The sequence below is a fragment of the Actinomadura luzonensis genome, from assembly GCF_022664455.2.
Lineage (GTDB): Bacteria > Actinomycetota > Actinomycetes > Streptosporangiales > Streptosporangiaceae > Nonomuraea > Nonomuraea luzonensis.
This window is the reverse complement of the sequence record NZ_JAKRKC020000002.1, coordinates 2,211,360-2,232,933: the sequence shown is the minus strand read 5'-3', so window position 1 is coordinate 2,232,933 and position 21,574 is coordinate 2,211,360. Positions and strand designations below refer to the sequence as shown.

General features: G+C 73.2%; 20 protein-coding genes and 1 pseudogene. 13 read left to right on the top strand and 8 right to left on the bottom strand.

Annotated features, from left to right (window positions below; genetic code table 11):
- Nucleotide 1: 1 nt before the first annotated feature.
- The 8 genes and pseudogenes from MF672_RS40760 to MF672_RS40725 all read left to right on the top strand — a co-directional run bounded on the left by MF672_RS40760 (nucleotide 2) and on the right by MF672_RS40725 (nucleotide 7,406).
- Nucleotides 2-757: an ABC transporter ATP-binding protein gene (locus tag MF672_RS40760; protein ID WP_242381150.1), complete on the top strand. Its 756-nt coding sequence runs from the start codon at nucleotides 2-4 to the stop codon at nucleotides 755-757.
- Nucleotides 754-1,413: an ABC transporter ATP-binding protein gene (locus tag MF672_RS40755; protein WP_242381151.1), complete on the top strand. Its 660-nt coding sequence runs from the start codon at nucleotides 754-756 to the stop codon at nucleotides 1,411-1,413. The genes MF672_RS40760 and MF672_RS40755 overlap by 4 nt, the downstream gene beginning before the upstream one ends.
- Nucleotides 1,410-2,270: a branched-chain amino acid ABC transporter permease gene (locus MF672_RS40750; protein WP_242381152.1), complete on the top strand. Its 861-nt coding sequence runs from the start codon at nucleotides 1,410-1,412 to the stop codon at nucleotides 2,268-2,270. Before MF672_RS40755 ends, MF672_RS40750 begins: the two co-directional genes overlap by 4 nt.
- The gene (locus tag MF672_RS40745) at nucleotides 2,267-3,265 is read left to right on the top strand and encodes a branched-chain amino acid ABC transporter permease (protein WP_242381153.1); all 999 of its coding nucleotides are present in this window, start codon (nucleotides 2,267-2,269) and stop codon (nucleotides 3,263-3,265) included. Before MF672_RS40750 ends, MF672_RS40745 begins: the two co-directional genes overlap by 4 nt.
- A 25-nt stretch (nucleotides 3,266-3,290) precedes the next feature.
- Complete coding sequence (locus tag MF672_RS40740; RefSeq protein ID WP_242381154.1) at nucleotides 3,291-3,437, top strand: hypothetical protein; 147 nt, start codon at nucleotides 3,291-3,293, stop codon at nucleotides 3,435-3,437.
- A gap of 10 nt (nucleotides 3,438-3,447) precedes the next feature.
- Nucleotides 3,448-3,768: pseudogene (locus tag MF672_RS40735) on the top strand (ATP-binding protein); the annotation flags it as partial.
- Between the two features lie 169 nt (nucleotides 3,769-3,937).
- Nucleotides 3,938-6,418, top strand: coding sequence for a helix-turn-helix transcriptional regulator (locus MF672_RS40730; protein WP_247815671.1), 2,481 nt, complete (start codon nucleotides 3,938-3,940; stop codon nucleotides 6,416-6,418).
- Nucleotides 6,419-6,515: 97 nt separating this feature from the next.
- Nucleotides 6,516-7,406: an alpha/beta hydrolase family protein gene (locus MF672_RS40725; protein ID WP_407654797.1), complete on the top strand. Its 891-nt coding sequence runs from the start codon at nucleotides 6,516-6,518 to the stop codon at nucleotides 7,404-7,406.
- Between the two features lie 56 nt (nucleotides 7,407-7,462).
- Here MF672_RS40725 and MF672_RS51625 read toward each other — a convergent pair whose 3' ends face one another.
- Together MF672_RS51625 and MF672_RS40715 are read right to left on the bottom strand one after the other, a co-directional pair.
- Entirely contained in the window at nucleotides 7,463-7,687 is a 225-nt protein-coding gene (locus MF672_RS51625) for a DUF397 domain-containing protein (protein ID WP_302893361.1), read from the bottom strand.
- Nucleotides 7,688-7,734: 47 nt separating this feature from the next.
- Nucleotides 7,735-8,613 (bottom strand): helix-turn-helix domain-containing protein, encoded by an 879-nt coding sequence (locus MF672_RS40715; protein ID WP_247815670.1) that lies wholly within the window; start codon nucleotides 8,611-8,613, stop codon nucleotides 7,735-7,737.
- Nucleotides 8,614-8,996: 383 nt separating this feature from the next.
- On the opposite strand from MF672_RS40715, the gene MF672_RS40710 reads away from it, so the two are divergent.
- On the top strand, nucleotides 8,997-9,230 hold the full coding sequence (locus tag MF672_RS40710) for a hypothetical protein (RefSeq protein ID WP_242378708.1): 234 nt from the start codon (nucleotides 8,997-8,999) through the stop codon (nucleotides 9,228-9,230).
- Here MF672_RS40710 and MF672_RS40705 read toward each other — a convergent pair.
- Entirely contained in the window at nucleotides 9,221-9,940 is a 720-nt protein-coding gene (locus tag MF672_RS40705) for a class I SAM-dependent methyltransferase (protein WP_242378709.1), read from the bottom strand. The two genes, MF672_RS40710 and MF672_RS40705, sit on opposite strands and share 10 nt — an antisense overlap.
- A 602-nt stretch (nucleotides 9,941-10,542) precedes the next feature.
- On the opposite strand from MF672_RS40705, the gene MF672_RS40700 reads away from it, so the two are divergent.
- Entirely contained in the window at nucleotides 10,543-11,592 is a 1,050-nt protein-coding gene (locus tag MF672_RS40700) for a DUF11 domain-containing protein (protein WP_242378740.1), read from the top strand.
- A 5-nt stretch (nucleotides 11,593-11,597) separates the two neighbouring features.
- Here MF672_RS40700 and MF672_RS40695 read toward each other — a convergent pair whose 3' ends face one another.
- Nucleotides 11,598-12,059: an Lrp/AsnC family transcriptional regulator gene (locus MF672_RS40695; protein ID WP_242378710.1), complete on the bottom strand. Its 462-nt coding sequence runs from the start codon at nucleotides 12,057-12,059 to the stop codon at nucleotides 11,598-11,600.
- 173 nt (nucleotides 12,060-12,232) lie between these two features.
- Between MF672_RS40695 and MF672_RS40690 the strand changes: the two genes are divergently transcribed.
- Entirely contained in the window at nucleotides 12,233-15,607 is a 3,375-nt protein-coding gene (locus MF672_RS40690) for an indolepyruvate ferredoxin oxidoreductase family protein (protein WP_242378711.1), read from the top strand.
- Nucleotides 15,604-16,743: an acyl-CoA dehydrogenase family protein gene (locus tag MF672_RS40685; RefSeq protein WP_242378712.1), complete on the top strand. Its 1,140-nt coding sequence runs from the start codon at nucleotides 15,604-15,606 to the stop codon at nucleotides 16,741-16,743. Before MF672_RS40690 ends, MF672_RS40685 begins: the two co-directional genes overlap by 4 nt.
- A 71-nt stretch (nucleotides 16,744-16,814) precedes the next feature.
- On the opposite strand, the gene MF672_RS40680 is transcribed toward MF672_RS40685, so the two are convergent.
- The 4 genes from MF672_RS40680 to MF672_RS40665 form a co-directional block, all read right to left on the bottom strand.
- Complete coding sequence (locus MF672_RS40680) at nucleotides 16,815-17,441, bottom strand: hypothetical protein (RefSeq protein WP_242378713.1); 627 nt, start codon at nucleotides 17,439-17,441, stop codon at nucleotides 16,815-16,817.
- Between the two features lie 398 nt (nucleotides 17,442-17,839).
- Entirely contained in the window at nucleotides 17,840-18,775 is a 936-nt protein-coding gene (locus MF672_RS40675; RefSeq protein WP_242378714.1) for an alpha/beta hydrolase, read from the bottom strand.
- Between the two features lie 44 nt (nucleotides 18,776-18,819).
- A complete protein-coding gene (locus MF672_RS40670; RefSeq protein ID WP_242378715.1) occupies nucleotides 18,820-19,455 on the bottom strand; it encodes a hypothetical protein in 636 nt (211 codons plus the stop codon).
- Between the two features lie 57 nt (nucleotides 19,456-19,512).
- Nucleotides 19,513-20,193 carry an adenylate kinase family protein gene (locus MF672_RS40665; protein ID WP_242378717.1) on the bottom strand — a complete coding sequence of 227 codons (681 nt, stop codon included), beginning with the start codon at nucleotides 20,191-20,193 and terminating at the stop codon, nucleotides 19,513-19,515.
- Nucleotides 20,194-20,308: 115 nt separating this feature from the next.
- On the opposite strand from MF672_RS40665, the gene MF672_RS40660 reads away from it, so the two are divergent.
- The gene (locus tag MF672_RS40660) at nucleotides 20,309-21,568 is read left to right on the top strand and encodes a C39 family peptidase (RefSeq protein WP_242378720.1); all 1,260 of its coding nucleotides are present in this window, start codon (nucleotides 20,309-20,311) and stop codon (nucleotides 21,566-21,568) included.
- Nucleotides 21,569-21,574: the final 6 nt, after the last annotated feature.

Sequence of the window (21,574 nt, the reverse complement as noted above, 5' to 3'; positions counted from 1 at the left end):
CGTGCTGTCCGTCCACGGGGTCTCGCGCTCCTTCGGGGGCGTCTACGCCGTCCGCGACGTCACCCTCGACGTCGCGGACGGCGAGGTCTGCGGGGTGATCGGGCCGAACGGCGCCGGCAAGTCCACCCTGTTCAACCTCATCACCGGCCACCTGGCGGCCGACCGGGGCGAAATCTCCTTCCTCGGGCACCGCGTGGACCGGCTCGCGCCGCACCGGCGGGCCCGGCTCGGCATGTCGATCGTCTTCCAGGCGGCCCGGGTGTTCCGCGGCATGACCGTGCGCGAGAACGTCATGGTCGGGCTGCACGGGCGCACCTCGGCCGGGTTCGCCGCGGCGGCGCTGCGGCTGCCCCGGCACCGGCGCGACGAGCGCGAGATCGCCGCCGAGGCGGACGCGGCGCTGGCCCGGGTGGGCCTCGCCGACTGGGCGGACCGGCCCGCCGACCGGCTGCCGATCGGGCAGCAGCGGGCGCTCCAGCTCGCCCGCGCGTTGTGCGCCCGGCCGCGGCTGCTGCTGCTCGACGAGCCCGCCTCCGGGCTGCGCGGCAAGGAGCGCGAGCGGCTCGCCGAGCTGGTGGAGGAGCTGCGCGCGGACGGGCTGACGATCCTGCTCGTGGAGCACGACGTGGCGTTCGTGACCCGGCTCGCGGACCGGATCGTGGTGCTCGACCTCGGCCAGGTGATCGCCGACGGCCCGCCCGCCGAGATCCGCGCCGACCCGCTCGTCCTCGCCGCCTACCTCGGGCAGAGCGCATGATCGCCGTTGAGGACCTCGTCGTCGCCTACGGCACCGCCGTCGCCCTCGACCACGTCACCCTCCAGGTCGGCGCGGGCGAGATGGTCGCCCTGCTCGGCCCGAACGGCGCGGGCAAGTCCACCCTCGCCAACACCCTCGCCGGGCTGCTGAGGCCCGCCTCCGGCACGGTCACGACCGGCGGCCGGCTGGCGCTGATCCCCGAGGGCCGCCAGCTCTTCCCCGACCTCACCGTCGCCGACAACCTGGCGCTCGGCGGCTGGCGCTCCGGCGCGCGCGACCCGTCCGCCGTCTACGACGTGCTGCCCCGGCTGGCGGAGCTGGCCAAGCGTAAGGCCGGGGTGCTGTCGGGCGGCGAGCAGCAGATGGTGGCCTTCGGGCGGGCGCTGATGTCCCGCCCGGACGTGCTGGTCGTGGACGAGCTGTCGCTCGGCCTGGCCCCCGCCGTCACCGCCGACCTGGCGGCGCACCTGACCGAGCTGAACCGGTCGCGGGGGCTCGCGGTGCTGCTCATCGAGCAGAACGCGCGGCTGGCGTTCGAGCTGTGCGGGCGGGCGTACGTGCTGGAGTCCGGGCGGCTGGTGACCGAGGGCCGGTCGGCGGCGCTGGCCGGCGACCCGCGCGTGGCCGGCGCCTACCTGGGGGGTGCGGTCACGTGAGCGCGTTCCTGACGTACCTGCTGAACGGGCTGGCGGTCGGGTGCGCGATCGCGCTCATCGCCAGCGGCCTGGTCGTCATCCACCGGGTGACCGGGGTGGTGAACTTCGCGCAGGGGACGTTCGCCGTCGTCGCCGGGCTGTGCACGGCGTCCCTGCTCGGGCTCGGGCTCCCGCACGGCGTCAGCGAGCTGGCGGCGGTGCTGGCGGCGGCCGCCGCCGGGCTGCTGACCGGTCTCGCGGCCGTCGGCCGGGCGGGCACCACGCCGCTGTCGTCGCTGATCGTCACGCTGGGGGCCGGCGTGCTGGCGTACGCGGTCGAGATCGTGCTCTGGGGCGACCAGCCGCGCTCGGCGCCCGGCCTGGCCGGCTCGGTGACCCTGGCCGGGGCGCGGATCCAGACGCAGCACCTGCTGGTGATCGCGGTGACGGCGCTGGCGTTCGTCGCGCTCGCGCTGTTCTTCGGCCGGACGTACCTGGGCAAGGCGCTCACCGCGTGCGCCTCCAACCCGTACGCGGCCCGCGTCGTCGGGATCGACGTGCGGCGCATGGGGCTGCTGGCGTTCGCGCTCGGCGGGCTGCTGGGCGGGATCGCGGGGGTGCTGGTGACGCCGCTGCGGCCGATCTCGTTCGACACCGACGTCACGCTGATCGTCAACGGCTTCGCCGCCGCCGTGTTCGGCGCGCTGACCCGGCCGGTGGTCACGCTGGCGGGCGCGCTGCTGCTGGGCGTCGCCGAGACCATGGCCGCCGGGTACGGCTACGGCTCCCACCAGCTGGAGATCGCGCTCGGGCTGATGCTCGTCGTCATGATCGTCCAGGCCGGCCGACGCTCGGCGCTCTCCCAGGAGCAGACATGACCACGCGGACCACCCGCCGCCGGGGCGCCGTCCGGTGGGCGGCCGGGGCGCTCGCCGCCGCCGTCGCCCTCGCCCTGCCCGCCGTGCTCGACGACAGCGCGCTCGCCGTCTACGTCCTGCTCGGCCTGGCCGCCATGGTCACCGTCGGGGTGTCGCTGCTCATGGGGTACGCGGGCCAAGTCTCGCTCGGCCAGGGCGCCTTCTACGGCGTCGGCGCCTACACCGCCGCCCTGCTCGCCCTGAACGGCCTGCCGCCGCTGCTCGGCCTGGTCGCCGCCCCGGTCGCGGCGGCCCTGGCCGCCCTCGTCCTCGGCCTGCCGCTGCTGCGGCTGCGCGGCCACCACCTGGCCTTCGCGACGCTCGCCACCCAGCTCATCCTGCTCTCCCTGGCCGGCCAGCTCACCTTCACCGGCGGCGACATCGGCCTCCAGGCCATCCCGCAGTTCTCGGCCGGCTCGTTCGAGGCGAGCGGGGCGGCGGCGTACGCGTACCTCACCTGGGCGGGCCTGGCCCTGGTCATGCTGGTCACGCACAACGTCATCACCTCCCGCCCGGGCCGCGCCCTGCGCGCCCTGGCCACCAGCGAGACCGCCGCCGCCTCCTCCGGCATCCCGGTCGGCCGCTACAAGCTGGTCGTCTTCGCCCTGTCCGCCGCCTTCGCCGGCCTCGCCGGCGGCATCTACTGCTTCTACACGGGGTACGTGGCGCCGGGCTCGTTCCCGGTGCTGATCTCGATCCAGTACATCGTCATGGCGGTGGTCGGCGGCCTCGGCACCATCTGGGGCGCCGTCGCCGGCGCGGCCGCCATCACGCTGCTCGTCCAGGGGCTCGACCAGCTCGCGAACCTGCCGGGGATGCCGTCGTACGCGCCGAGCGTGCTGTCGTACGCGGTGTACGCGCTCGTCCTGATCGTCGTCGTCCTCTTCCTCCCGGACGGCCTCGTCCCGGCGATCGGCCGCCGCCTGTCCAGGGAACGCCCTCCCGCGACCCGCTGACCTGCCATGACCTGGGACATGACCAATGCCCAGGATCCCCGCCGAGGCCGAGAAGGACCTGGAGGGCATGGCGCGCGCTCAGCGGCAGACCGAGAACGCGATCAAGCTTCGTATCAGTGAAATCACCGGTCTCCTGACCCTGCCCCCTTTCAGTGATGACACGCGCGCGTAACACTTAGGGCGTGTCACCGGGCCTGAACCTCCCGCGCCTCCCCCTGCTGCGCGGGCGCGGCGAGGAAGAGAGCACGCTGCGACGGCTGCTGGACGACGCCCGCGCCGGACGGGGCGGGGCGCTCGTGCTGGCGGGTGCGGCGGGCATCGGCAAGACCGCGCTGCTCGACCTGGCCGCCGCCCTCGCCCGGCCGGACTTCCTGGTGCTGCGGGTGTCGGGCGTGGCGGCGGAGTCGCGGCTGCCGTACGCGGGGCTGCACGGCCTGCTCGGGCCGGTGGCCGGGGCCGCCGCCGGGCTGCCGGACGCGCAGGCCGCGGCGTTGCGGGCGGCGCTGGAGTCCGGGACGGCGGGGCCCGGCCTCGCGCTGCCGGCCGCCGTCCTCGGCCTGCTGGCGGCGGTCGCCGCCGAGCGGCCCGGTGCTCGCCCGCGTGGACGACGTGGACCGGCTGGACCCGGCCAGCCGGGACGCGCTCGCGTTCGCCGCCCGCCGGGTGGGCCGGGTGCGTGCCGCCCTGGTGTTCACCAGCCGGTCCCGGCCGTCCTCGGCCGCCTGCCCCGGCCTGGAGGGGGTGCCCGCGCGCACCCTCCGGGGCCTGGACGCGGAGGCCGTCCGCGAGCTCGCCGCCGACCTGCTCCCCCACCGCCTCGAGGACGCGCCCGCCACCGCCGACCCGGCCGCCGACCGGCGGCTCCCGGAGGACCTGCTCGCCGCGCTCGACGGCATCGCCCGCGGCAACCCGCTCGCCCTCACCGAGCTCATCACCTCCCTCACCCCCGACCAGCTCGCCGGACTCGCCGCCCCGCCCGCGACCCTCCCCCGCACCGGCCGCCTGTGGTCGGAGCACGCCGCCCTCCTCGCCGCCCTCCCCCAGGAGACCCGCCGCCTGCTGCTCCTCATCGCCGCCGACCCCGCCCTGGACGTGGCCACCCTGATCCGCGCCGCCCGCCCCGCCTGCGCCCTGACCGCGCTCGAACCGGCCGAGCACGCCGGCGTCCTGCACGCCACCGGCGACCGGTACGCCTTCCGCGACCCGGCCGTGCGCGCGGTCGCCTACCACGACGCGTCCCTGTCCGAACGCCGCCACGCCCACCACCTCCTCGCCGCCCTCCTCCCCGCTCCCCGCCCGGACCACCCCGCTCCGCCCGCCCTCCCCCACTCCCCGGACTCTTCCACCCTCCCCGGCCACCCCGACCTCCCCGACCTTCCCGACCTTCCCGACCTTCCTGGCAGATGGCTGCGCCGGGCCTGGCACCGCTCCTGGGCCCTGGACGCCCCCGCCGAGGACCTGGCCGACGACCTGGCCGCCGCCGCCCTCGCCACCCGCCCCCTGGACGACCACCCGGAGCCGTACCTGGCCCTGGAACGCGCCGCCGACCTGACCCACCGCCCCGTACTGAAGGCCGAGCGCCTGGCCGCCGCCGCCCGCCACGCCTGGACCTCCGGCCGCCCCCAGGCCGCCCGCTCCCTCCTGGCCCGCCTCCGCTCCCTCGCCCCCCTCAAGCCCACCCCCGCGCTCCCCCTCCCGCCCGCCATCGACGAACTACGCGGCCAGGTCCAGTTCCTCCACGGCAGCCTGGAGCTCCTGGTCGGCGAGACCGGCAACGCCCGCGAGGAGCTGCTCGCCGCCGCCGGCCGCCTGCTGGCCGCCGACCACCGCATGCTCGGCGTCCGCGCCCTGGTCAGGGCCGCCGACGCCAGCTACCGGGCGGGCGACAACAAGGCGTTCATCGCGATCGCCCGCCAGGCCGCCGCCCTCCGCCGCCCGGACGAGACGGCCCCGACGGAGCTGATGTTCGAGTACCTGGCGGGCATGGCGGCCACTTTCAGCGGCTCCCACCAGGAGGCCGCGGGCCCGCTCCGGCGCGTGGTCGAGCTGGCCGAGTCCGTACGGGACCCGTCCGTGCTGGTGTGGGCGTGCGTGGCGAGCATGCTGCTCGGCGAGGACGCCATCGCCCACCGCCTGTCGGCCCGCGCCGTCGAGTCGGCGCGGCTGCGCGGCGCCGCCTCCGCCGTCCCCCAGCTCCTCGAGTACATGATCTACCCGGACTACTGGACGGGCCGCTACGCCTCGCTCGCCGAGACGGCCTCCCGCGGGCTGCGCCTGGCCCAGGAGACCGGCCAGCTCAACACCGCCGCCCAGCACCTCGCCTGGCTCGCGATCACCGCCGCCGTCGAGGGCGACCAGGAGACCTGCCGGGTCCGCGCCGACGCCGCCATCGACCTGGCCGACGCGCACGACCTCGGCCTCGCCGGCGCCATCGGCAACTGGGCGCTCGCCTGCCTCGACCTGGCCGCCGGCCGCCCGGCCGACGCCGCCGAACGGCTGCGCGCCCAGCGCCGCAACAACCACGTGGTCATCCGGGTCATGGCCACGCCCCACCTGATCGAGGCGTGCGCCCGTACCGGCGAGCACGAGCAGGCGGCGTCGGCGCTGCGCGTCCTCGAACGCTGGGTCGGCAGCACCCGCAGCCCCGACCTGCGCGCCCTCGTGGCCCGCTGCCGCGCGCTGCTCGCCCCGCCCGGCGAGGGCGAGGAGCTGTTCCGCGAGGCGCTGGACCTGCACGCGCAAGGCCTGTGCGAGTTCGAGACGGCCCGCACCCGCCTCCTGTACGGCAGCGCGCTGCGCCGCGACCGCCGCCCGGGCGCGGCCCGCACCCACCTGCACGCCGCCCTCGAGACCTTCGAGCGGTACGGCGCCCGCCTCTGGACCGACCAGGCCAGGACCGAGCTCCGCGCCTCCGGCGACACCCCCCGCCCCACCGCCGCCATGGCCCCGGCCACCACGCCCCCGGACGCCACGACCGCGCTCACCGCCCAGCAGCTCCAGATCGCCCGCATGGTCGCCGCCGGCGCCACCAACAAGGAGATCGCCGAGCAGCTCTTCCTGAGCCGCCGCACCGTCGAGCACCACCTGCGCAACATCTTCAGCCGCCTCGGCATCCGCTCCCGCGTCGAGCTGACCCGCCTGTTCATTTCCTGAACGTGAACCGGTGATTTCACCGATGCACACCTGACTGCCCGTCCCAACAATGGCGAGGTACGGCAGTAACCCCCCAACGAGCAGGGAGTATGACGACGTGCAGCTCTCCACCCCCCACCGCGGCGCGCGAACGTTGACCAAGCTCGCCCTCGCGTTCGCCCTCGTCGCCGGCGGCGTCGCGACCGCCTCGCCCGCCCAGGCGGCCAGCCCGTACGAGCGCGGCCCGAACCCCACGGACGCGCTGCTGGAGGCCGTCCGCGGCCCGTTCGCCACCGCCCAGCAGAGCGTCTCCTCGCTCAGCGTCAGCGGCTTCGGCGGCGGCGTGATCTACTACCCGACCGACACCAGCCAGGGCACGTTCGGCGCGATCGCGATCTCACCCGGCTACACCGCGACCTGGTCCAGCCTGGCCTGGCTCGGCCCGCGCATCGCCTCGCACGGCTTCGTGGTCATCGGCATCGAGACCAACACCATCTACGACCAGCCCGACAGCCGTGGCCGCCAGCTCCTTGCCGCCCTCGACTACCTGACGCAGCGCAGCCCGTCCACGATCCGCAGCCGCATCGACAGCTCGCGCCTCGCGGTCGCCGGCCACTCGATGGGCGGCGGCGGCACCCTCGAAGCCGCCAACGACCGCCCGTCCCTGCAGGCCGCCGTCCCCATCGCCCCCTGGAACCTCACCAAGACCTGGTCCGGCGTCCGCGTCCCCACCATGATCATCGGCGGCCAGGCCGACACCATCGCCCCGGTCGCCACCCACTCCCAGCTCTTCTACTCGAGCATCCCGTCCTCGTCGGAGAAGGCGTACCTGGAGCTGACGGGCGCGAGCCACTTCTTCCCGCAGACGGTGAACACCACGATGGCCAAGTCGATGGTCGCCTGGCTCAAGCGCTGGGTCGACGACGACACCCGCTACGACCCCTTCCTCTGCCCCGCCCCCCGCAGCCTCGCCATCTCGGAGTACCGCGACACCTGCCCCAACGGCTGACCCCCCTGAACGACACGACGGCGGCCGCCCAGCCGGGCGGCCGCCGTCAGTGCGTACTAGACCTTGTTCGACGAGGGAAACGTGTTTCCTCGTTTGATGTCGGTGAGGAGCCTCTGAAAGTCATCGGAGGAGACGAAGACCGTCCCGGCCGTACGGTTCTTCGAATCTCTGATGCCGATCCGGCCATCGCCGAACATGGCGACCTCGACACACTCTCCATTAGACAGACTCCGCCGGCTCTTGCGCCATCCCGCGCCTACCGGCTCGTTGGGGCTCTGCATCACATCGCTCCTTCTCAGCGAGAAGGAGAAGCATCATGGCCGGTCCGCTAGGCGGCTTGCGCCCATCTCTTCGCCCGCTCCTCGACGAAGCGCATACTTTCCTCAGAGCTCAAGGCCACTTCCGAGATCCTGTTGAACAGGACAAGGTACCGGTGCGTGAGCAACTCATCCTCGTCGAGGTAACCACCCGCCGCATCCTCCAGATAGACGACGTCGGGGTAAAGCTCTCCGAGGCCATCCAATGTGGAGAATCTCAGCAGGATGAAACTGGGCACGGGAGCGACAAGCCCTTGATCGTGCAACAAGACCTGGAGATGGATCTGAGGATGCTCAGCCAATTCACGTAGGTGATTCAGCTGTTCGGACATGATCGTCCTATCTCCCATTTTCCTCAATAGGACGGACTCGTCGATGATCACTCTGGAATCAACCAATGGGTCGTTGATGAGTCTGTTATATCGCGCCATACGAAGGTCGATGCGCCGCCGAATCTGTCGTGGCGTCAGCTCGCCGAAGTAGCCGCCGCCGACGACCGCGCGCGCATAATTCTCCGTCTGCAGGCTCCCTGGGATCACCAGAGCCTGCCATTCCCAACGTTCCGCCGCTCCGCTTTCGAAGCCGAGAAAACTGGCATAACCATCCGCAATGGTGTCGGAGTATGTCTCCCACCATTCCGCATCCGACGACAGAGCTACCAACTCAAGAAGCTGCGACCGCTGCGACTCCGGCATGTCATAGAGCTCCAGCAGCGCTCGCACATCCTTGACGTTCGGTACGATCTGCCCCTTCTCCAGCCTTGAGATCTTGGACGTTGACCAACCCAGCTCCCGAGCAACCTGAGGTCCACTCAGGCCGACAGCATCACGTCTCCTCCGTAACTCCGCCACCAGGCGACGCCGGAAGACCGTGGGGCTGCCGCGAGCCATACGATGCCTCTCCTAATTGATCATTTGCCACCGAAGCGGGCCGCGGGCACCCTCCGAACCGAATGTCACCGTCTCGGTAGATTTCCCTGCGTTTTTCCCAGCGGGATTCCCGCTCGGCTTCCCGCTAGCATACCCTGAAAGGCATCAGAAAGTCTCGCAAGCAGGAGGTGATCCACGGGAAAGTTGGAGTTACGGCCGACCAGGCCGCAGTCCGAAATTCTGCCGATTGAGCCGTTCGACCGCTTTTGTCTGCAGGACATAAGGAGCATCGACTCAGCCAAGACGCTCTCCGACGAAGCAGCGCGTCCCCCCAAGCTCACGGTGACGACGCCGGTACGCAGGACGCACTGCCCATCGCCGTGCCTGGCGCCGTGAAAGGAGAGATGTTCTTCACCATGCCGCACAACAAACGCATCATCCACTGGCTGGCACACGCCTTCGAAACGGCTCTCATCGCCGGGCTGCTCTCGTTCTCCCTGACGAGAGAGCTCGGGGGAGTGCCGCTCGCCGCTCTGGGGGCTGCTGGAGGAGCCTTCATGACCGTCCTCATGGGCTTCGCCGCCTACCTCTCCGCCACAGGCGCGGTGCGTCCGCCCGACCCGCCGGCTCAGGGTTGAGCCGTCGCCTTCACCCAGCGCATGACCAGGAACACGGGGAACCGGGCCGCGTCCGGGCGGCCCGACGCCCAGTCGCGGGACGGTTCAGGCTCGGAGAGCTCGTCCAGCCACAGACCTTGGCGGCGGATGGCGTTGAGGTACGTGGCCAGGGTGCGGTGGTTCGCGCCTACCTGGCGGCGGAGCGAGGAGAGTTCGCCGGTGGCCTGCCACCAGCCCTCGTCGTGGTAGCGGCCCCCTGACGGCCAGGAGCCGGAGACGTTCGGGCCGCCGGGGAAGCAGGGGTGCAGGAGCGAGCAGACGAACAGGCCGCCGGGGCGGAGGGCGCGGGCGGCCGTGGCGAGGGCGGCGTCGAGGTCGTCGATGTCGGACAGGCCGAAGTTGCAGGTCACGGCGTCGTACTGATCGGGGGTGGACCAGGTGGTCACGTCGGCGTGGATGTAGTGGATGCCCAAGGGGTTGTCGCGTTCTGCGGCGCGTGCTCGTTCGAGGAGGGCGGCGGAGAGGTCGACGCCTACGACCTGGGCGGCACCGCGGCGGGCCAGTTCGCGGGTGATGCGGCCGTGGCCGCAGGCGAGGTCGAGGATGCGGCGGCCGGCGATCGGCTCCAGGAGGGTCAGGAGGCGGAGGGAGGCCGGGTCGTCGATGGCGTCCGGCCAGCCGGAGGCGTAGAAGTCGGCGACGGCGTCGTAGCGGGCTCGGGTGGGGGTCATTTTCTGACGGTATGTGGGGGTGGGGGGCCGGTGGGGGGTGTTCGCGGTCGGCAAAGAGTGGGTCATGGGGGTGTACGCGAGTCGTCTGGTCCGGGGTGGTGAGGGCGGGGGCGGAGGAGGATCGCGAGCGGGTCGGGCAGGTACGACGACGGCACGTTCGCGCGGGGGGACGGGGCGAGATGGGCATGCCGGGGATCGCGGCGGTCGTCGCGTTCGCAGCGTTGGGGGCCGGGGGCGGTGACTGGGGGGATCGGGCGTCCTGGTCGCCGTGGAGTGGCGGAGGGTCCGACCGGTCGGTTTCCGCTCCCGCGTCGCCGCCGGGTGCGGTGGGGCGTGATGCCCGGCTGTCCGGGGGTGTCCCGGGGAGGCCGGTCGAGGGCGCGGAGATTGCGGGCAGGTCGGGCGCGGGGGTTGCGGGGAAGCGGGTGCCGGGTGAGCCGGGGCCGGCGCAGGGTCGGCGGCCCGGTGAGGGGCGTACGCCGGGCGGGCCGCCTCCCGGCTCCGGGCTGGAGCCGGGCGCGCCCCAGCCGGAGGATCCCGGCGGGCCACGGCCGGGCGGGCAAGAGCCGGACGGGCCGCAGCCGGGCGGGGCGCGGTTGCGGGTGGTGCAGGAGGTGACGCCCGAGGCGCTCGTCGCCGGTGAGCAGGCCGTGGTGCGGGTGACCGTCACGAACGTCGGCGCGGCGGAGGCGCGGGACGTGGCCGTCACCGACGTGCTCGACCCGGCGCTCGTCCCCGCCGGCGACCTCCCCCAGGGCTGCGGACGGGCGGCGCGGACCGGCGCCGTCGTCTGCGGCGGCCCGGGTACGGCCCTCGCCCCCGGGCAGTCCCTCGGTTACGCGATCCCGGTCCGCGTGGATCCGGCGCTCCAGGACGGCGCGGAGGTGATCGCGCGGGCCGCGGCCACCGCCGCCGGCGTCCCCGGCGACACGACGCTGCTGACCGCCCCGGCCCGCGCGTACGCCGACGTCGAGCTGGTCATGGCCGCCCCGCCCGCCGTGAACGCCGGTGACGTCATCGGCTACCGGCTCACCGTCACCAACCACGGCCCGTCCCGGGCGGAGGGCGTCACGCTGCGGAGCCGCAACCGGGGCGGCGGCGCCACGGTCACCGATCGCCCGGCGGCCGAGTGCCCGGGCACGGGCGTCACGGTGGCCTGCGCGCTGGGCGACCTGGCTCCCGGCGAGGTGCGGACGCTGGCGCTGGCCATCGCGCCCGGCCCTGCCGCCCCGTTCGAGAACTGCGCGGTCGTCCGCCTCGCCGGCCAGGACCGGGATCCGGCGGACAACCGTTCCTGCGCCTCCACCCGGGTGGAGCCGGCGCCCGCGCCCGCCGAGATTCCTCCCCCGCCGCCGCCCGAGCAGGCCGCCGGGCCTCCGGACGCCATCGTCGACATGCCGATGGAGGCCCCGCACGACGAGCCCGGGCAGCCGGCGGCCGGGCCGCCGGACCGGGACGGAGCGGTGCGACCCGCGGCGGCGGGGGACGGCGCGCGGCGGACGGGCGACGGGACGGCGGTCCCCGCGGCGGGGCTCCCGGTGACGGGGGTGTCGTTGTGGATGCTGGCGCTCGGCGTCCCGGTGCTGCTCGCGGTCGGCCTGCTCGTCCGCCACTTCAGCCGGCGCGAACGCGCGGCGGGCAGGGCTCCCTGACGGGGTCACCGGGTACGCGGCGGCGCCAGCGACTCGCGCGTCCACGAGCCGAGGACCAGCAGCGTCTTGGTGCCCGTGACGTCCCCCGCCCGCCGCAGCCGGTCGATGACCTGCTGGAGGTGGCCGAGGTCGCGCACCCGTACGTGGATCAGCGCGTCGGGATCGCCGGCGATGGTGAAGACCGCCTGCACCTCGGGCACCTCGGTCGCGGTGCGGACGATCTCGCTGACCGGCGTCGTCCCCGGGTAGCGCAGCTCGGTGAACGCCTCGATGCCCCATCCGAGCTTGGCGTAGTCGATCTGCACGGTGAAGCCCTTGATGACGCCGAGGTCGCGCAGCCGGTCGACGCGCCGCTTGACGGCGGCCACCGACAGGCCGACCAGCTCGGCCATCTCGGAGAACGTCCTGCGTCCGTCCTCGCGCAGCAGCCGCAGCACGTGGTGGTCGATGTCGTCGATGTCGGGCACGCGTACCACCTCTCCCCAGCGTGGACGCAAAGAAGACCGGCCGTCAGGGCTGGGCCCCTCATATTGTTTGCGTCTTCGGCGCACCTTCTCATCTAATACTTGCGCATACCAGCCCGCATTGCTGTGCTGGGACTCACAACGGACGAAGCCAGGAGGTACGCGTGGGCGCGAGCGTGACTCCCACCCCTGTGTCGCTCGATGACAAGTACACGGCACGGGACGGCAGAGTGCTGATCTCCGGCGTGCAGGCCCTGGTCCGCCTGACCCTGGAGCAGCGGCGGCTGGACCGGGAGCGCGGGCTGGACACGCGGGCGTTCGTCTCCGGTTACCAGGGCTCGCCGCTGGGGGGCGTGGACCTGGAGATGGGACGGGCGCGGCGGTTCCTGGACGAGGAGGGCGTGGTGTTCCGCCCGGGGCTGAACGAGGAGCTGGCCGCCACGGCGGTGGCCGGCACCCAGCTGCTCGGCCAGGTGCCGGGCCGCCGCCACGAGGGCGTCACCGGCTTCTGGTACGGCAAGAACCCCGGCCTCGACCGCGCCGCCGACGCCCTCCGGCACGCCAACACGGCGGGCACCGCTCCGCTCGGCGGCGCCGTGGCGTGGATCGGCGACGACCCCGGCTGCAAGTCCTCGACGCTGCCGAGCTCGTGCGAGCCGATGTGCCAGAGCCTGTCGCTGCCGCTGCTGGCGCCGGGCTCGGTCGCGGAGATCATCGAGTTCGGCCTGCACGCGGTGGCGTTGTCCCGCGCCACGGGCCTGTGGGCGGGGCTGAAGATCGTCGCGGACATCGCCGACGCCTCGGCCACGGTGGACCTCGGGCCGCTGCGCGCGGGCGTGCCGGAGCCGGTCCGCGTACCGGCGAAGGCCGCGCCCCTCCTGCTCGGCGCGGCGGCGCTGGACGCCGAGCACGACCTGCTCACCCGCCGCCTCGACCTGGCCCGCGCCTACGCCCGCGAGCACGGCCTCAACCGGGTCATGTCGGGCGCGCAGGGCACGAGGCTCGGCATCGTGGCCTCCGGCACCACGTACGCGGTGGTCCTGCGCGCCCTGGCCGACCTCGGCCTGGACGAGCGGGCCCGCGACGGGCTGGGGCTGCGGCTGATCCGGCTGGCGATGCCGTTCCCGCTGGACCACGCGCACCTGGCCGAGCTGACCGGCGGCCTGGAGCGGGTGCTGGTGGTGGAGGACAAGATGCCGTTCCTGGAGGGGCAGGTCAAGCAGGCCCTGTACGGCGTCGCGAGCCCCCCGGCGGTCTCCGGCCGCGACCTGCTGACCGCGCGCGGCACGCTGTCCGCCGAGGACGTGGCCAAGGCGGTCGCCACCTGCCTCGGCGGCGACGTGCGGCCCCGGCAGCGGACCACGCTCGCCCGGCGGCACCTGCCGCTGGTCGCGGCCCGCACGCCGTACTTCTGCTCGGGCTGCCCCCACAACACCTCCACCCGCACCGCCGACGACACGCTGGTCGGCGTCGGCATCGGCTGCCACGCGATGATCGCCCTGGACGGGCACGGCCGCGGCACGCAGGTCGGCCTCACGCAGATGGGCGGCGAGGGCGCGCAGTGGATCGGGCTGTCGCCGTTCACCGACGACCGGCACTTCGTCCAGAACCTCGGCGACGGCACCTTCCACCACTCCGGCTCGCTCGCGATCCGGGCGGCGGTGGCTGCCGGGGTGACGATGACGTACAAGCTGCTCTACAACGACGCGGTCGCGATGACCGGCGGACAGCGCGCCGAGGGCCGCCTGGACGTGCCCGCGCTCACGCACGAGCTGGCGCTGGAGGGCGTGCGCCGGATCGTGGTGACGACGCCGGAGCCGGAGACGTACAAGGGGGTACGGCTGGCGCCGATCGCCGCCGTCCGGCACCGCGACGAGCTGGCCGAGGCGGAGCGGGAGCTCGCGGCGCTCGACGGCGTGACGGTGCTCATCCACGACGACCGGTGCGCCGCCGAGGAGCGGCGGCTGCGCAAGCGCGGCAAACTGCCCGCGCCGACCCGCAAGGTGGTCGTGAACGAGCGGGTCTGCGAGGGTTGCGGCGACTGCGGCGAGGCCTCGACGTGCCTGTCGGTGCAGCCCGTGGAGACCGAGTACGGCCGCAAGACCCGCATCCACCAGCCCTCCTGCAACTCCGACCTGAGCTGCCTGAAGGGCGACTGCCCGTCGTTCCTGCTGGTCGAGCCCGGCACCAGGGCCGCCCGCCCGGTCCCGCCGGCGCCCGTGGACCCGCCCGAGCCGGCCCTGGCGACCGGCGAGGTGCTGGTCAGGATGCCCGGCATCGGCGGCACCGGCGTGGTCACGGTCTCGCAGATCCTGCAGATGGCCGCCCACCTCGACGGCCTGCACGCGGCCGGCCTGGAGCAGACGGGCCTGGCGCAGAAGGGCGGGCCGGTGGTGAGCGACGTGCGCATCGCGCCGCACCCGCTCGCCGGCTCGGTGCGCGCCTCGCACGGCCTGGCCGACGTGCTGATCGGCTTCGACGTGCTGGGCGCGGCCTCGGACGCCAACCTGGCCGTGGCCGCCCCTGACCGCACCGCCGCGGTGCTCAACACGGCCGTCGTGCCCACCGCCGCCATGGTGACCGGCCGCCTGCCGGTGCCGGGTCACGCCGCCGCGGTGGACCGGGTCAGGCAGGTCACCAGGAGCCTGTTCTGCCTGGACGCGCACGAGCTGGCCGAGGCGCTGTTCGGCGACCACATGCCGGCCAACCTGCTGCTGCTCGGCGCCGCCTGCCAGCAGGGGCTGCTGCCGGTGTCCGCCGCCGCGATCGAGCGGGCGATCATCCTCAACCGGGCCGCCGTCGAGCAGAACCTGGCCGCCTTCCGCTGGGGCCGGGCCGCCGTCGCCGACCCCGAGGCGGTGCGCCGGGCCGCGCTGCCGCAGGCGGAGGAGCCGGCCGAGAAGCTGGACGAGGTGGTCGCCGTCCGCGTCGCCGACCTGACCGGCTACCAGAACGCCGCCTACGCCCGCTCGTACGCCGAGGACGTGCGCCGGGTCGGCGAGGAGGCCACCGAGCGGGCCGGCGAGGAGGCGGGCGCCGCGATCGCCCTCGCCTACGCCCGCGGCCTGCACAAGCTCATGGCCTACAAGGACGAGTACGAGGTCGCCCGCCTCCACCTCGACCCCGCCGAGCGGGCCAGGCGCGAGCGCGAGCACGGGCCGGACGCGGTCGTGTCGGTGCTGCTGCACCCGCCGGTGCTGCGCGCGATGGGCATGAAGCGCAAGATCGAGCTGCGCCGCAGCGCCCCGGTGCTGTTCCGGGGGCTGCGCGCGGCCCGGGTGCTGCGCGGGACGGCGCTCGACGTGTTCGGCCTGGCCAAGGTGCGGCGGACCGAGCGTGAGCTGGTCGGCGAGTACCGCGAGCTGGTGCGCGCCGCCCTCGCCCGGCTCGGCCCCGGCAACGCCGCCGCCGTCGCCGAGCTCGCGGGCCTGCCGGAGCTGATCCGCGGGTACGAGGACATCAAGCTGGCCCGCGTCGCCGAGTTCCGCGAGCGCGCCGCGGCCGCGCTGGCGAGACTGGCCGCACCCGTCGAGAGTCAGGAGGAAGCGTGACCGTCGAGCGCCTGCTGCCCACCCCGGAGGCCTACGACCTCATCGAGCTCACCCGCGAGATCGCCGACAAGGAGCTCGCCCGCCGGGTCGACGAGCACGAGCGCGCCGAGACCTACCCGGAGGGGCTGTTCGCCACGCTGGGCGAGGCGGGGCTGCTCGGGCTGCCGTACCCGGAGGAGCACGGCGGCGGCGGGCAGCCGTACGAGGTGTATCTCCAGGTCGTCGAGGAGCTGGCGATGCGGTGGGCGGCCGTCGCGGTCGCGACCAGCGTGCACACGCTGGCCTGCTTCCCGGTGGCGGCGTACGGGACGGCGGAGCAGCGGGCCCGCTGGCTGCCCGACCTGCTGGCGGGGCGGCTCATCGGCGGCTACAGCCTGTCGGAGCCGCAGGCCGGCTCGGACGCCGGGGCGCTGGAGTGCCGCGCCGAGCGGGTCGCGGACGGCTACCGCGTCACCGGCAACAAGGCGTGGATCACGCACGGCGGCATCGCGGACTTCTACGCGCTGTTCGCCCGCACGGGGACGGGCTCGCGCGGCGTCTCCTGCTTCCTCGCGCCGGGCCGGGCCGAGGGCCTGACGTTCGGGCGGCCGGAGGAGAAGATGGGCCTGCACGCCGTCCCGACGACCGCCGCCCACTACGACGGCGTGCTCCTGGAGACCGACCGGCTGATCGGCGAGGAGGGCCAGGGGCTCCAGATCGCCTTCAGCGCGCTCGACTCCGGCCGGCTCGGCATCGCCGCCTGCGCGACCGGCCTGGCCCAGGCCGCCCTGGACGAGGCGGTGGCGTACGCCAAGGAGCGGCAGACGTTCGGCAAGAAGATCATCGACCACCAGGGGCTGGGCTTCTTGCTGGCGGACATGGCGGCCGGCGTGGACAGCGCCCGCGCCACCTACCTCGACGCCGCCCGCCGCCGCGACGCCGGCCTGCCGTACAGCCGCCAGGCGTCCGTCGCCAAGCTGGTCGCGACGGACGTGGCGATGAAGGTGACGACGGACGCGGTGCAGGTGCTCGGAGGGTACGGGTACACGCGGGAGTTCCGGGTGGAGCGGTACATGCGCGAGGCCAAGATCATGCAGATCTTCGAGGGGACGAATCAGATCCAGCGGCTGGTGATCAGCAGGCACCTGGCCAAGTAGCCTCTGGGGGGCCGGGCATCATGAGGGCGTGAACGCGGAGGGGGAATCCGGAGCCCGGGTGGCCGCCGCGATCAGGCGTCTGTCAGCCGCCGCCGTTTGCCGTGCCGCAGTTGCTCACCCAGTGCTCTCAGCCTGTTCAGCTTGCGGTCCGTCGAATCGCCTGCGGCCACTTCGAGCAGGTAAGACCTGAACAGCGCTTCCGTGTCGCGCGTCATGAGAAGCTGATCGAGCATTTCCTTGAGGGGAAGCGCCGCAGAACGTGTGCCGGCATCGTCCGCAGAAGCGGCCGTCCCCTTCTCCGCCTCGTTCAGCAATTTCCCGACTGCCTGGTGTGACATACCCAGCAGGTAACCGATGTCGCGGTGAACGTAACCTCTTCGCGCCAGATCAGCCACCGTTGCTTGCGTCGCTTCGGCAGCCTTCTGCTTGACCAGGGTCGCCGCGAGGCGGGTAACCAGCGTGGCCTCCAGCTCGGTCGCCACTTCATCGTCAGCCACGGTCAAGTCGAAGTCGGCGTTGATCTCGAGGACGTCCACATCCAGCATGGTGGCCACCAGGTCACGCGCCATCTCCTCGGCTTGCTCCAAGCGCTTCACCTGGGTGTGGTAGCTGCGCTTGAGGCCGGGTCCGGAGACTGTCAAAGCCCACCAATCATCACTCTTGCTGGCGGTGATGGTGTAAGTGTCGCGCTTGCTCATTGCTCCTCCTGCTCCTTCGCAACCTCAGCAAGGATGCTCTCCCAGTTCTCCAAAATTCCTTTCGCCGTGCGCTCGTTGACCTCCGAGTGGCGAGGCACGGGCATCGCCTCCGAGCCGGCATGCCACTTCGTGTGGCTGCCGCCTTCGGTTCCTCAACCAAGATTGCAGGATCAAGTGGCCCCTTCAAACAGGGCTGTTGCCCAACACCAGAGGAGAGGGGCAGGGTCACGATGATGACGGCGTCGGAGATGTGGAGAACGACGTACCAGCGTTTGTGCGCCTGCCAGTCATGGGTGCGGGTGTAGCCCTCACGGAGCTGCAGAGCTTCGAGGGCACCAACCAGATCCAGCGGCTGGTGATCAGCAGGCACCTGGCCAAGTGGTGCCCGGGAACCCTGCTCAGGTGTGATCGAGCAGGTGCCGGCGCAGGAAGGACAGCTCGGCGTCGACGGCCTGCTCGTGCATCTCCATGAACGGCGCGTAGTGCCGGCCGGGCAGGTGAACCAGCTCCGCGCGGGGCGCTCGGCGCGCGGCGCGGACGGCGGGGCCGGGCGGGGCGGTCTGGTCCTGGTCGCAGGTGAGGACGAGCAGCGGGCACCGTACGCGGGCGGTGTCGCGGCCCGGCTGGTAGAACGCGAGGCGGAGCGCGGAGCGGGCGGCGGCCTGCTGCTGCCAGTGCGGGTGCCGGTGGTCCGGGTCGAGCGCGGCGGGGCCGTCGCCGGCGTCCGGCGTGGTCAGCATCGCCACGCTGCCCGGCTCGCCGGCGAGCGGCACCAGGAGGGGGGCGCGGCCGGCGAGCCCGCCGAGGGCGTCGGCGAGGCCCTTGCCGGTGAGGCGCAGCATGGCGAGCGGCTTCTGGTGTGCCGTGACGCTGCGGGTGGCGGCCGGGCCTCCGACGTTCGGGGTCTGGGCGATCACCGCCGCGACCCTGGGGTCGCGTGCCGCGACGCGGAGGACGTGGCCGCCGGAGGCGGAGAAGCCCCACAGCGCGAGCCTGGCGGGGTCGGCCTCCGGCAGGGTCGCGGCGAACCCGATCGCGGCCTGCCAGTCGGCGAGCTGCTTCCTGACGGGCAGGACCAGGCGCGGCCGGCCGCCGCTCTGGCCGAGGCCGCGGTAGTCGAAGGCGAGGACGCTGAAACCGGCGTCGTTGAAGCGCTTGGCGAACAGGTCGGTGGCCGGCTCCTTGGGCACCGCGAAGCCACCGGCCATGATCACGCAGGCGCCGTTGGTGCCCGGGTAGTGCCAGGCGGCGCACCGGGTGGCGCCGCTGGCGAAGTGAACCTGTTCGCGTTCCGCGGTCGTGGGCACGCAGACGTCCGAAGCTTCTGGTTCCATGCAGTAAGTGAACCACGTGGTTCGCAGGCTGTCCATCGGGCCCGTCAGGCCGTGCCGGCCGCCTCCTCCCGTTCCAGGGCCCTGACGAGCGCCTCGAAGCCCGCGGCGATCCCTTCCGTGTCCCTGCTGGTCCGCCACTCCACCAGAAAGCCGCGCAGCGCCGCGAGGATCATCTCGGCGACCTCGTGCTTGCGCCGGTCGGCCCAGTCCGCCGGGCACAGCGACATCAGGGAGGGAAGGTAGAGCCGCGACGCCTCCCGGCCGAGCCAGCCGTAGCGCTCAGGGTCGTACATGGCCAGGCCGATGGCCTGGTCGAGCACCGACAGGCCCGGATCGTCGCCGCTGAGCATCGGCCACATGGCGCGCACCCGGGCGGCCAGTCCCGGGCCGGTGGGCTCCGCGGCCGCCGCCAGCGCGTTGCCGGTGCGCTTCTCGCGCAGCTGGGAGATGGCCTGTTTGAGCAGGTCGTCGACGCCGTCGAAGTGGTAGAGCAGCACCTTGTGCGTGGCGCCCGCGGCCCGTGCGGCACGCCGCAGCGAGAAGTCCACGAGCCCGTTCGCCGCGAGGTCGTCGGTGACGCGCTCGAGCAGTTCGCGCCGCCTGGCCTCGCCCCGCGGCGAGCCCGCCGACCGCCGGTAGCCCGCCCGTCCTGGTGAGCCGTCATCGTTGAAGCTGTGCATGGCAAGAGCTTCCACCGTCGCGGGCCCGCACGCGGCCACACCGGGCCGGAGATCGGGTCAGCCGGTGGCGCGGAGGGGGTCGGCGCTCGGGGCGGGCTCGTACGGGGGGAGGTTGAAGCGGGTGCGGATGGCCTGCTGGACGGTGAGCTTGTCGGCGCGGGCGTCCACCGTCATCACGTACTCCTTGCGGCGGAACAGCTCGAGCACCGGGTCGATCTTGTCGTGGTAGTCGCGCAGCCGCCGGGCCAGGGCGTCCGGGGTGTCGTCCTCGCGGGTCACCAGGTCGCCGCCGCACACGTCGCAGCGGCCCTCGACCTCCGGGCGGTGGGCGATGAGGTTGTAGTCCATGCCGCAGCGCGAGCACAGCCGGCGGGCCAGGACGCGGCGGCGCACCTCGTCGTCGGGCAGGTCGAGGTGGATGACGCCGTCGATGTCGTAGCTCTCCAGGAAGAACTCGGCCTGGCGGCGGTTGCGCGGGAAGCCGTCGATGACGAAGCCGAAGTTCCAGTCGTGGAGCTGGAGCCGGTCGCGGACGACGGACTCCACGAGGTCGTCGCCCACCAGCTCCCCCGCCGCGACCAGGCGGCGGACCTGGGCGCCGAGCTTCGTGTGGTGCTTGACGTGCCAGCGGAAGATGTCGCCGACGCTGATGTGCACCAGATCGAGGTCGCCCGCGAGCATCGTGCTCTGGGTGCCCTTGCCGCTGCCCTGCACCCCCATGATCACGTATTTGCGCATATCTCATGACTTTAGGCGGCGAGGGGCGGGCGGCGATACGTAGATTTCCGGATGACCGGCGGGCCGCGGGTGCCTAATGTCGGGCCGACCGTACGCCTGGCGAGAAGGTGGGTACATGCGCGCGCTGACCGTGGTCCTGTCGTCCCTCCTCGTGGTCTCGACCCTCGCCCCGCCCGCGGCGGCGAGACCGGCCGCGACCGGCCTGACCGACGTCGTCTTCCAGCGGGCCGACTTCACCGCCGGCACGGCGGAGGGCACGACGGCCGGCACCTCGGCGGGCGGCGGGCTGTCGTTCGGCTCGGCCGCCGGCACCACCACCTACACCGACGCGCTCGGCACCAAGACCTGGGAGTACGCCCGCTGGACCGGCCCCGAGCGGGTCATCGGCTTCCCCGCCACCGAGCTGGTCGCCTCCTGGACCGCCGACCTGCCGCCGGGGAGCTGGCTCCAGGTCGAGGCCCGGGCGCGGAACGCCGAGGGGCTGACCAAGTGGTACTCGCTGGGCCGCTGGGCCTACGCCGAGGGCGACATCCGGCGCACGTCGGTGCCCGGGCAGGGCGACGACGACGCGAGCGTGGCCGTCGACACCCTGGTCGCGGCGGCGGGCAAGCAGATCAGCGCCTACCAGCTCCGGCTGACGCTGTACCGGACGCCGGGCTCGGCGCTGACGCCGCGGGTGCGCACGTCCGGCGCGATGGCCTCCAACGTGCCCGAGCGCAAGAGCGTGCCGGTCAGCCCGGGCGGCGGCGCGTGGGGCGTCGAGCTGAACGTGCCGCGCCGCTCGCAGAACGTGCACGTCGGCCACTACCCCGAGTGGGACGGCGGCGGCGAGGCGTGGTGCAGCCCGACCTCCACCACCATGGTGCTCGGCTACTGGGGCAAGTGGCCGAGCGCCCAGGACACCGCGTGGGTGGACCCGTCCGACCCGAACCCCGAGGTCGACTACGCCGCCCGCTACACCTACGACCACGCCTACCAGGGCGCGGGCAACTGGCCGTTCAACACCGCCTACGCCGGCCGGTACGGGCTGGACGGGTTCGTCACCCGGCTGCGCTCGCTGACCGAGCTGGAGCAGTTCATCAAGGCGGGCATCCCGGTCATCACGTCGCAGTCGTTCAAGAAGAGCGAGCTGCCGGGCGCGGGCTACGGCACCAACGGCCACCTGATGGTGATCATCGGTTTCACCGCCTCCGGTGACGTCATCGCCAACGACCCGGCCTCGCCCTCCAACGACGCCGTGCGGCACGTGTACCCGCGCGCCGACTTCGAGAACGTGTGGCTGCGCAGCTCCAGCAGCGGCGGCATCGCCTACGTCATCCACCCGGCCGGCCACGCCCTGCCGGCCGCGACGCCGGGGCTGCCCGCCAACTGGTGAGCCGCG

What these genes read in the sequence shown, in the direction of transcription:
- MF672_RS40755 (WP_242381151.1), top strand. Translation starts at nt 754, where the DNA reads ATGATCGCCGTTGAGGACCTCGTCGTCGCCTACGGCACCGCCGTCGCC.
- MF672_RS40745 (WP_242381153.1), top strand. Translation starts at nt 2,267, where the DNA reads ATGACCACGCGGACCACCCGCCGCCGGGGCGCCGTCCGGTGGGCGGCC.
- MF672_RS40740 (WP_242381154.1), top strand. Translation starts at nt 3,291, where the DNA reads ATGCCCAGGATCCCCGCCGAGGCCGAGAAGGACCTGGAGGGCATGGCG.
- MF672_RS51625 (WP_302893361.1), bottom strand. Translation starts at nt 7,687, where the DNA reads ATGCAGAGCCCCAACGAGCCGGTAGGCGCGGGATGGCGCAAGAGCCGG.
- MF672_RS40715 (WP_247815670.1), bottom strand. Translation starts at nt 8,613, where the DNA reads ATGGCTCGCGGCAGCCCCACGGTCTTCCGGCGTCGCCTGGTGGCGGAG.
- MF672_RS40710 (WP_242378708.1), top strand. Translation starts at nt 8,997, where the DNA reads ATGTTCTTCACCATGCCGCACAACAAACGCATCATCCACTGGCTGGCA.
- MF672_RS40705 (WP_242378709.1), bottom strand. Translation starts at nt 9,940, where the DNA reads ATGACCCCCACCCGAGCCCGCTACGACGCCGTCGCCGACTTCTACGCC.
- MF672_RS40680 (WP_242378713.1), bottom strand. Translation starts at nt 17,441, where the DNA reads ATGAGCAAGCGCGACACTTACACCATCACCGCCAGCAAGAGTGATGAT.
- MF672_RS40675 (WP_242378714.1), bottom strand. Translation starts at nt 18,775, where the DNA reads ATGGAACCAGAAGCTTCGGACGTCTGCGTGCCCACGACCGCGGAACGC.
- MF672_RS40670 (WP_242378715.1), bottom strand. Translation starts at nt 19,455, where the DNA reads ATGCACAGCTTCAACGATGACGGCTCACCAGGACGGGCGGGCTACCGG.
- MF672_RS40665 (WP_242378717.1), bottom strand. Translation starts at nt 20,193, where the DNA reads ATGCGCAAATACGTGATCATGGGGGTGCAGGGCAGCGGCAAGGGCACC.
- MF672_RS40660 (WP_242378720.1), top strand. Translation starts at nt 20,309, where the DNA reads ATGCGCGCGCTGACCGTGGTCCTGTCGTCCCTCCTCGTGGTCTCGACC.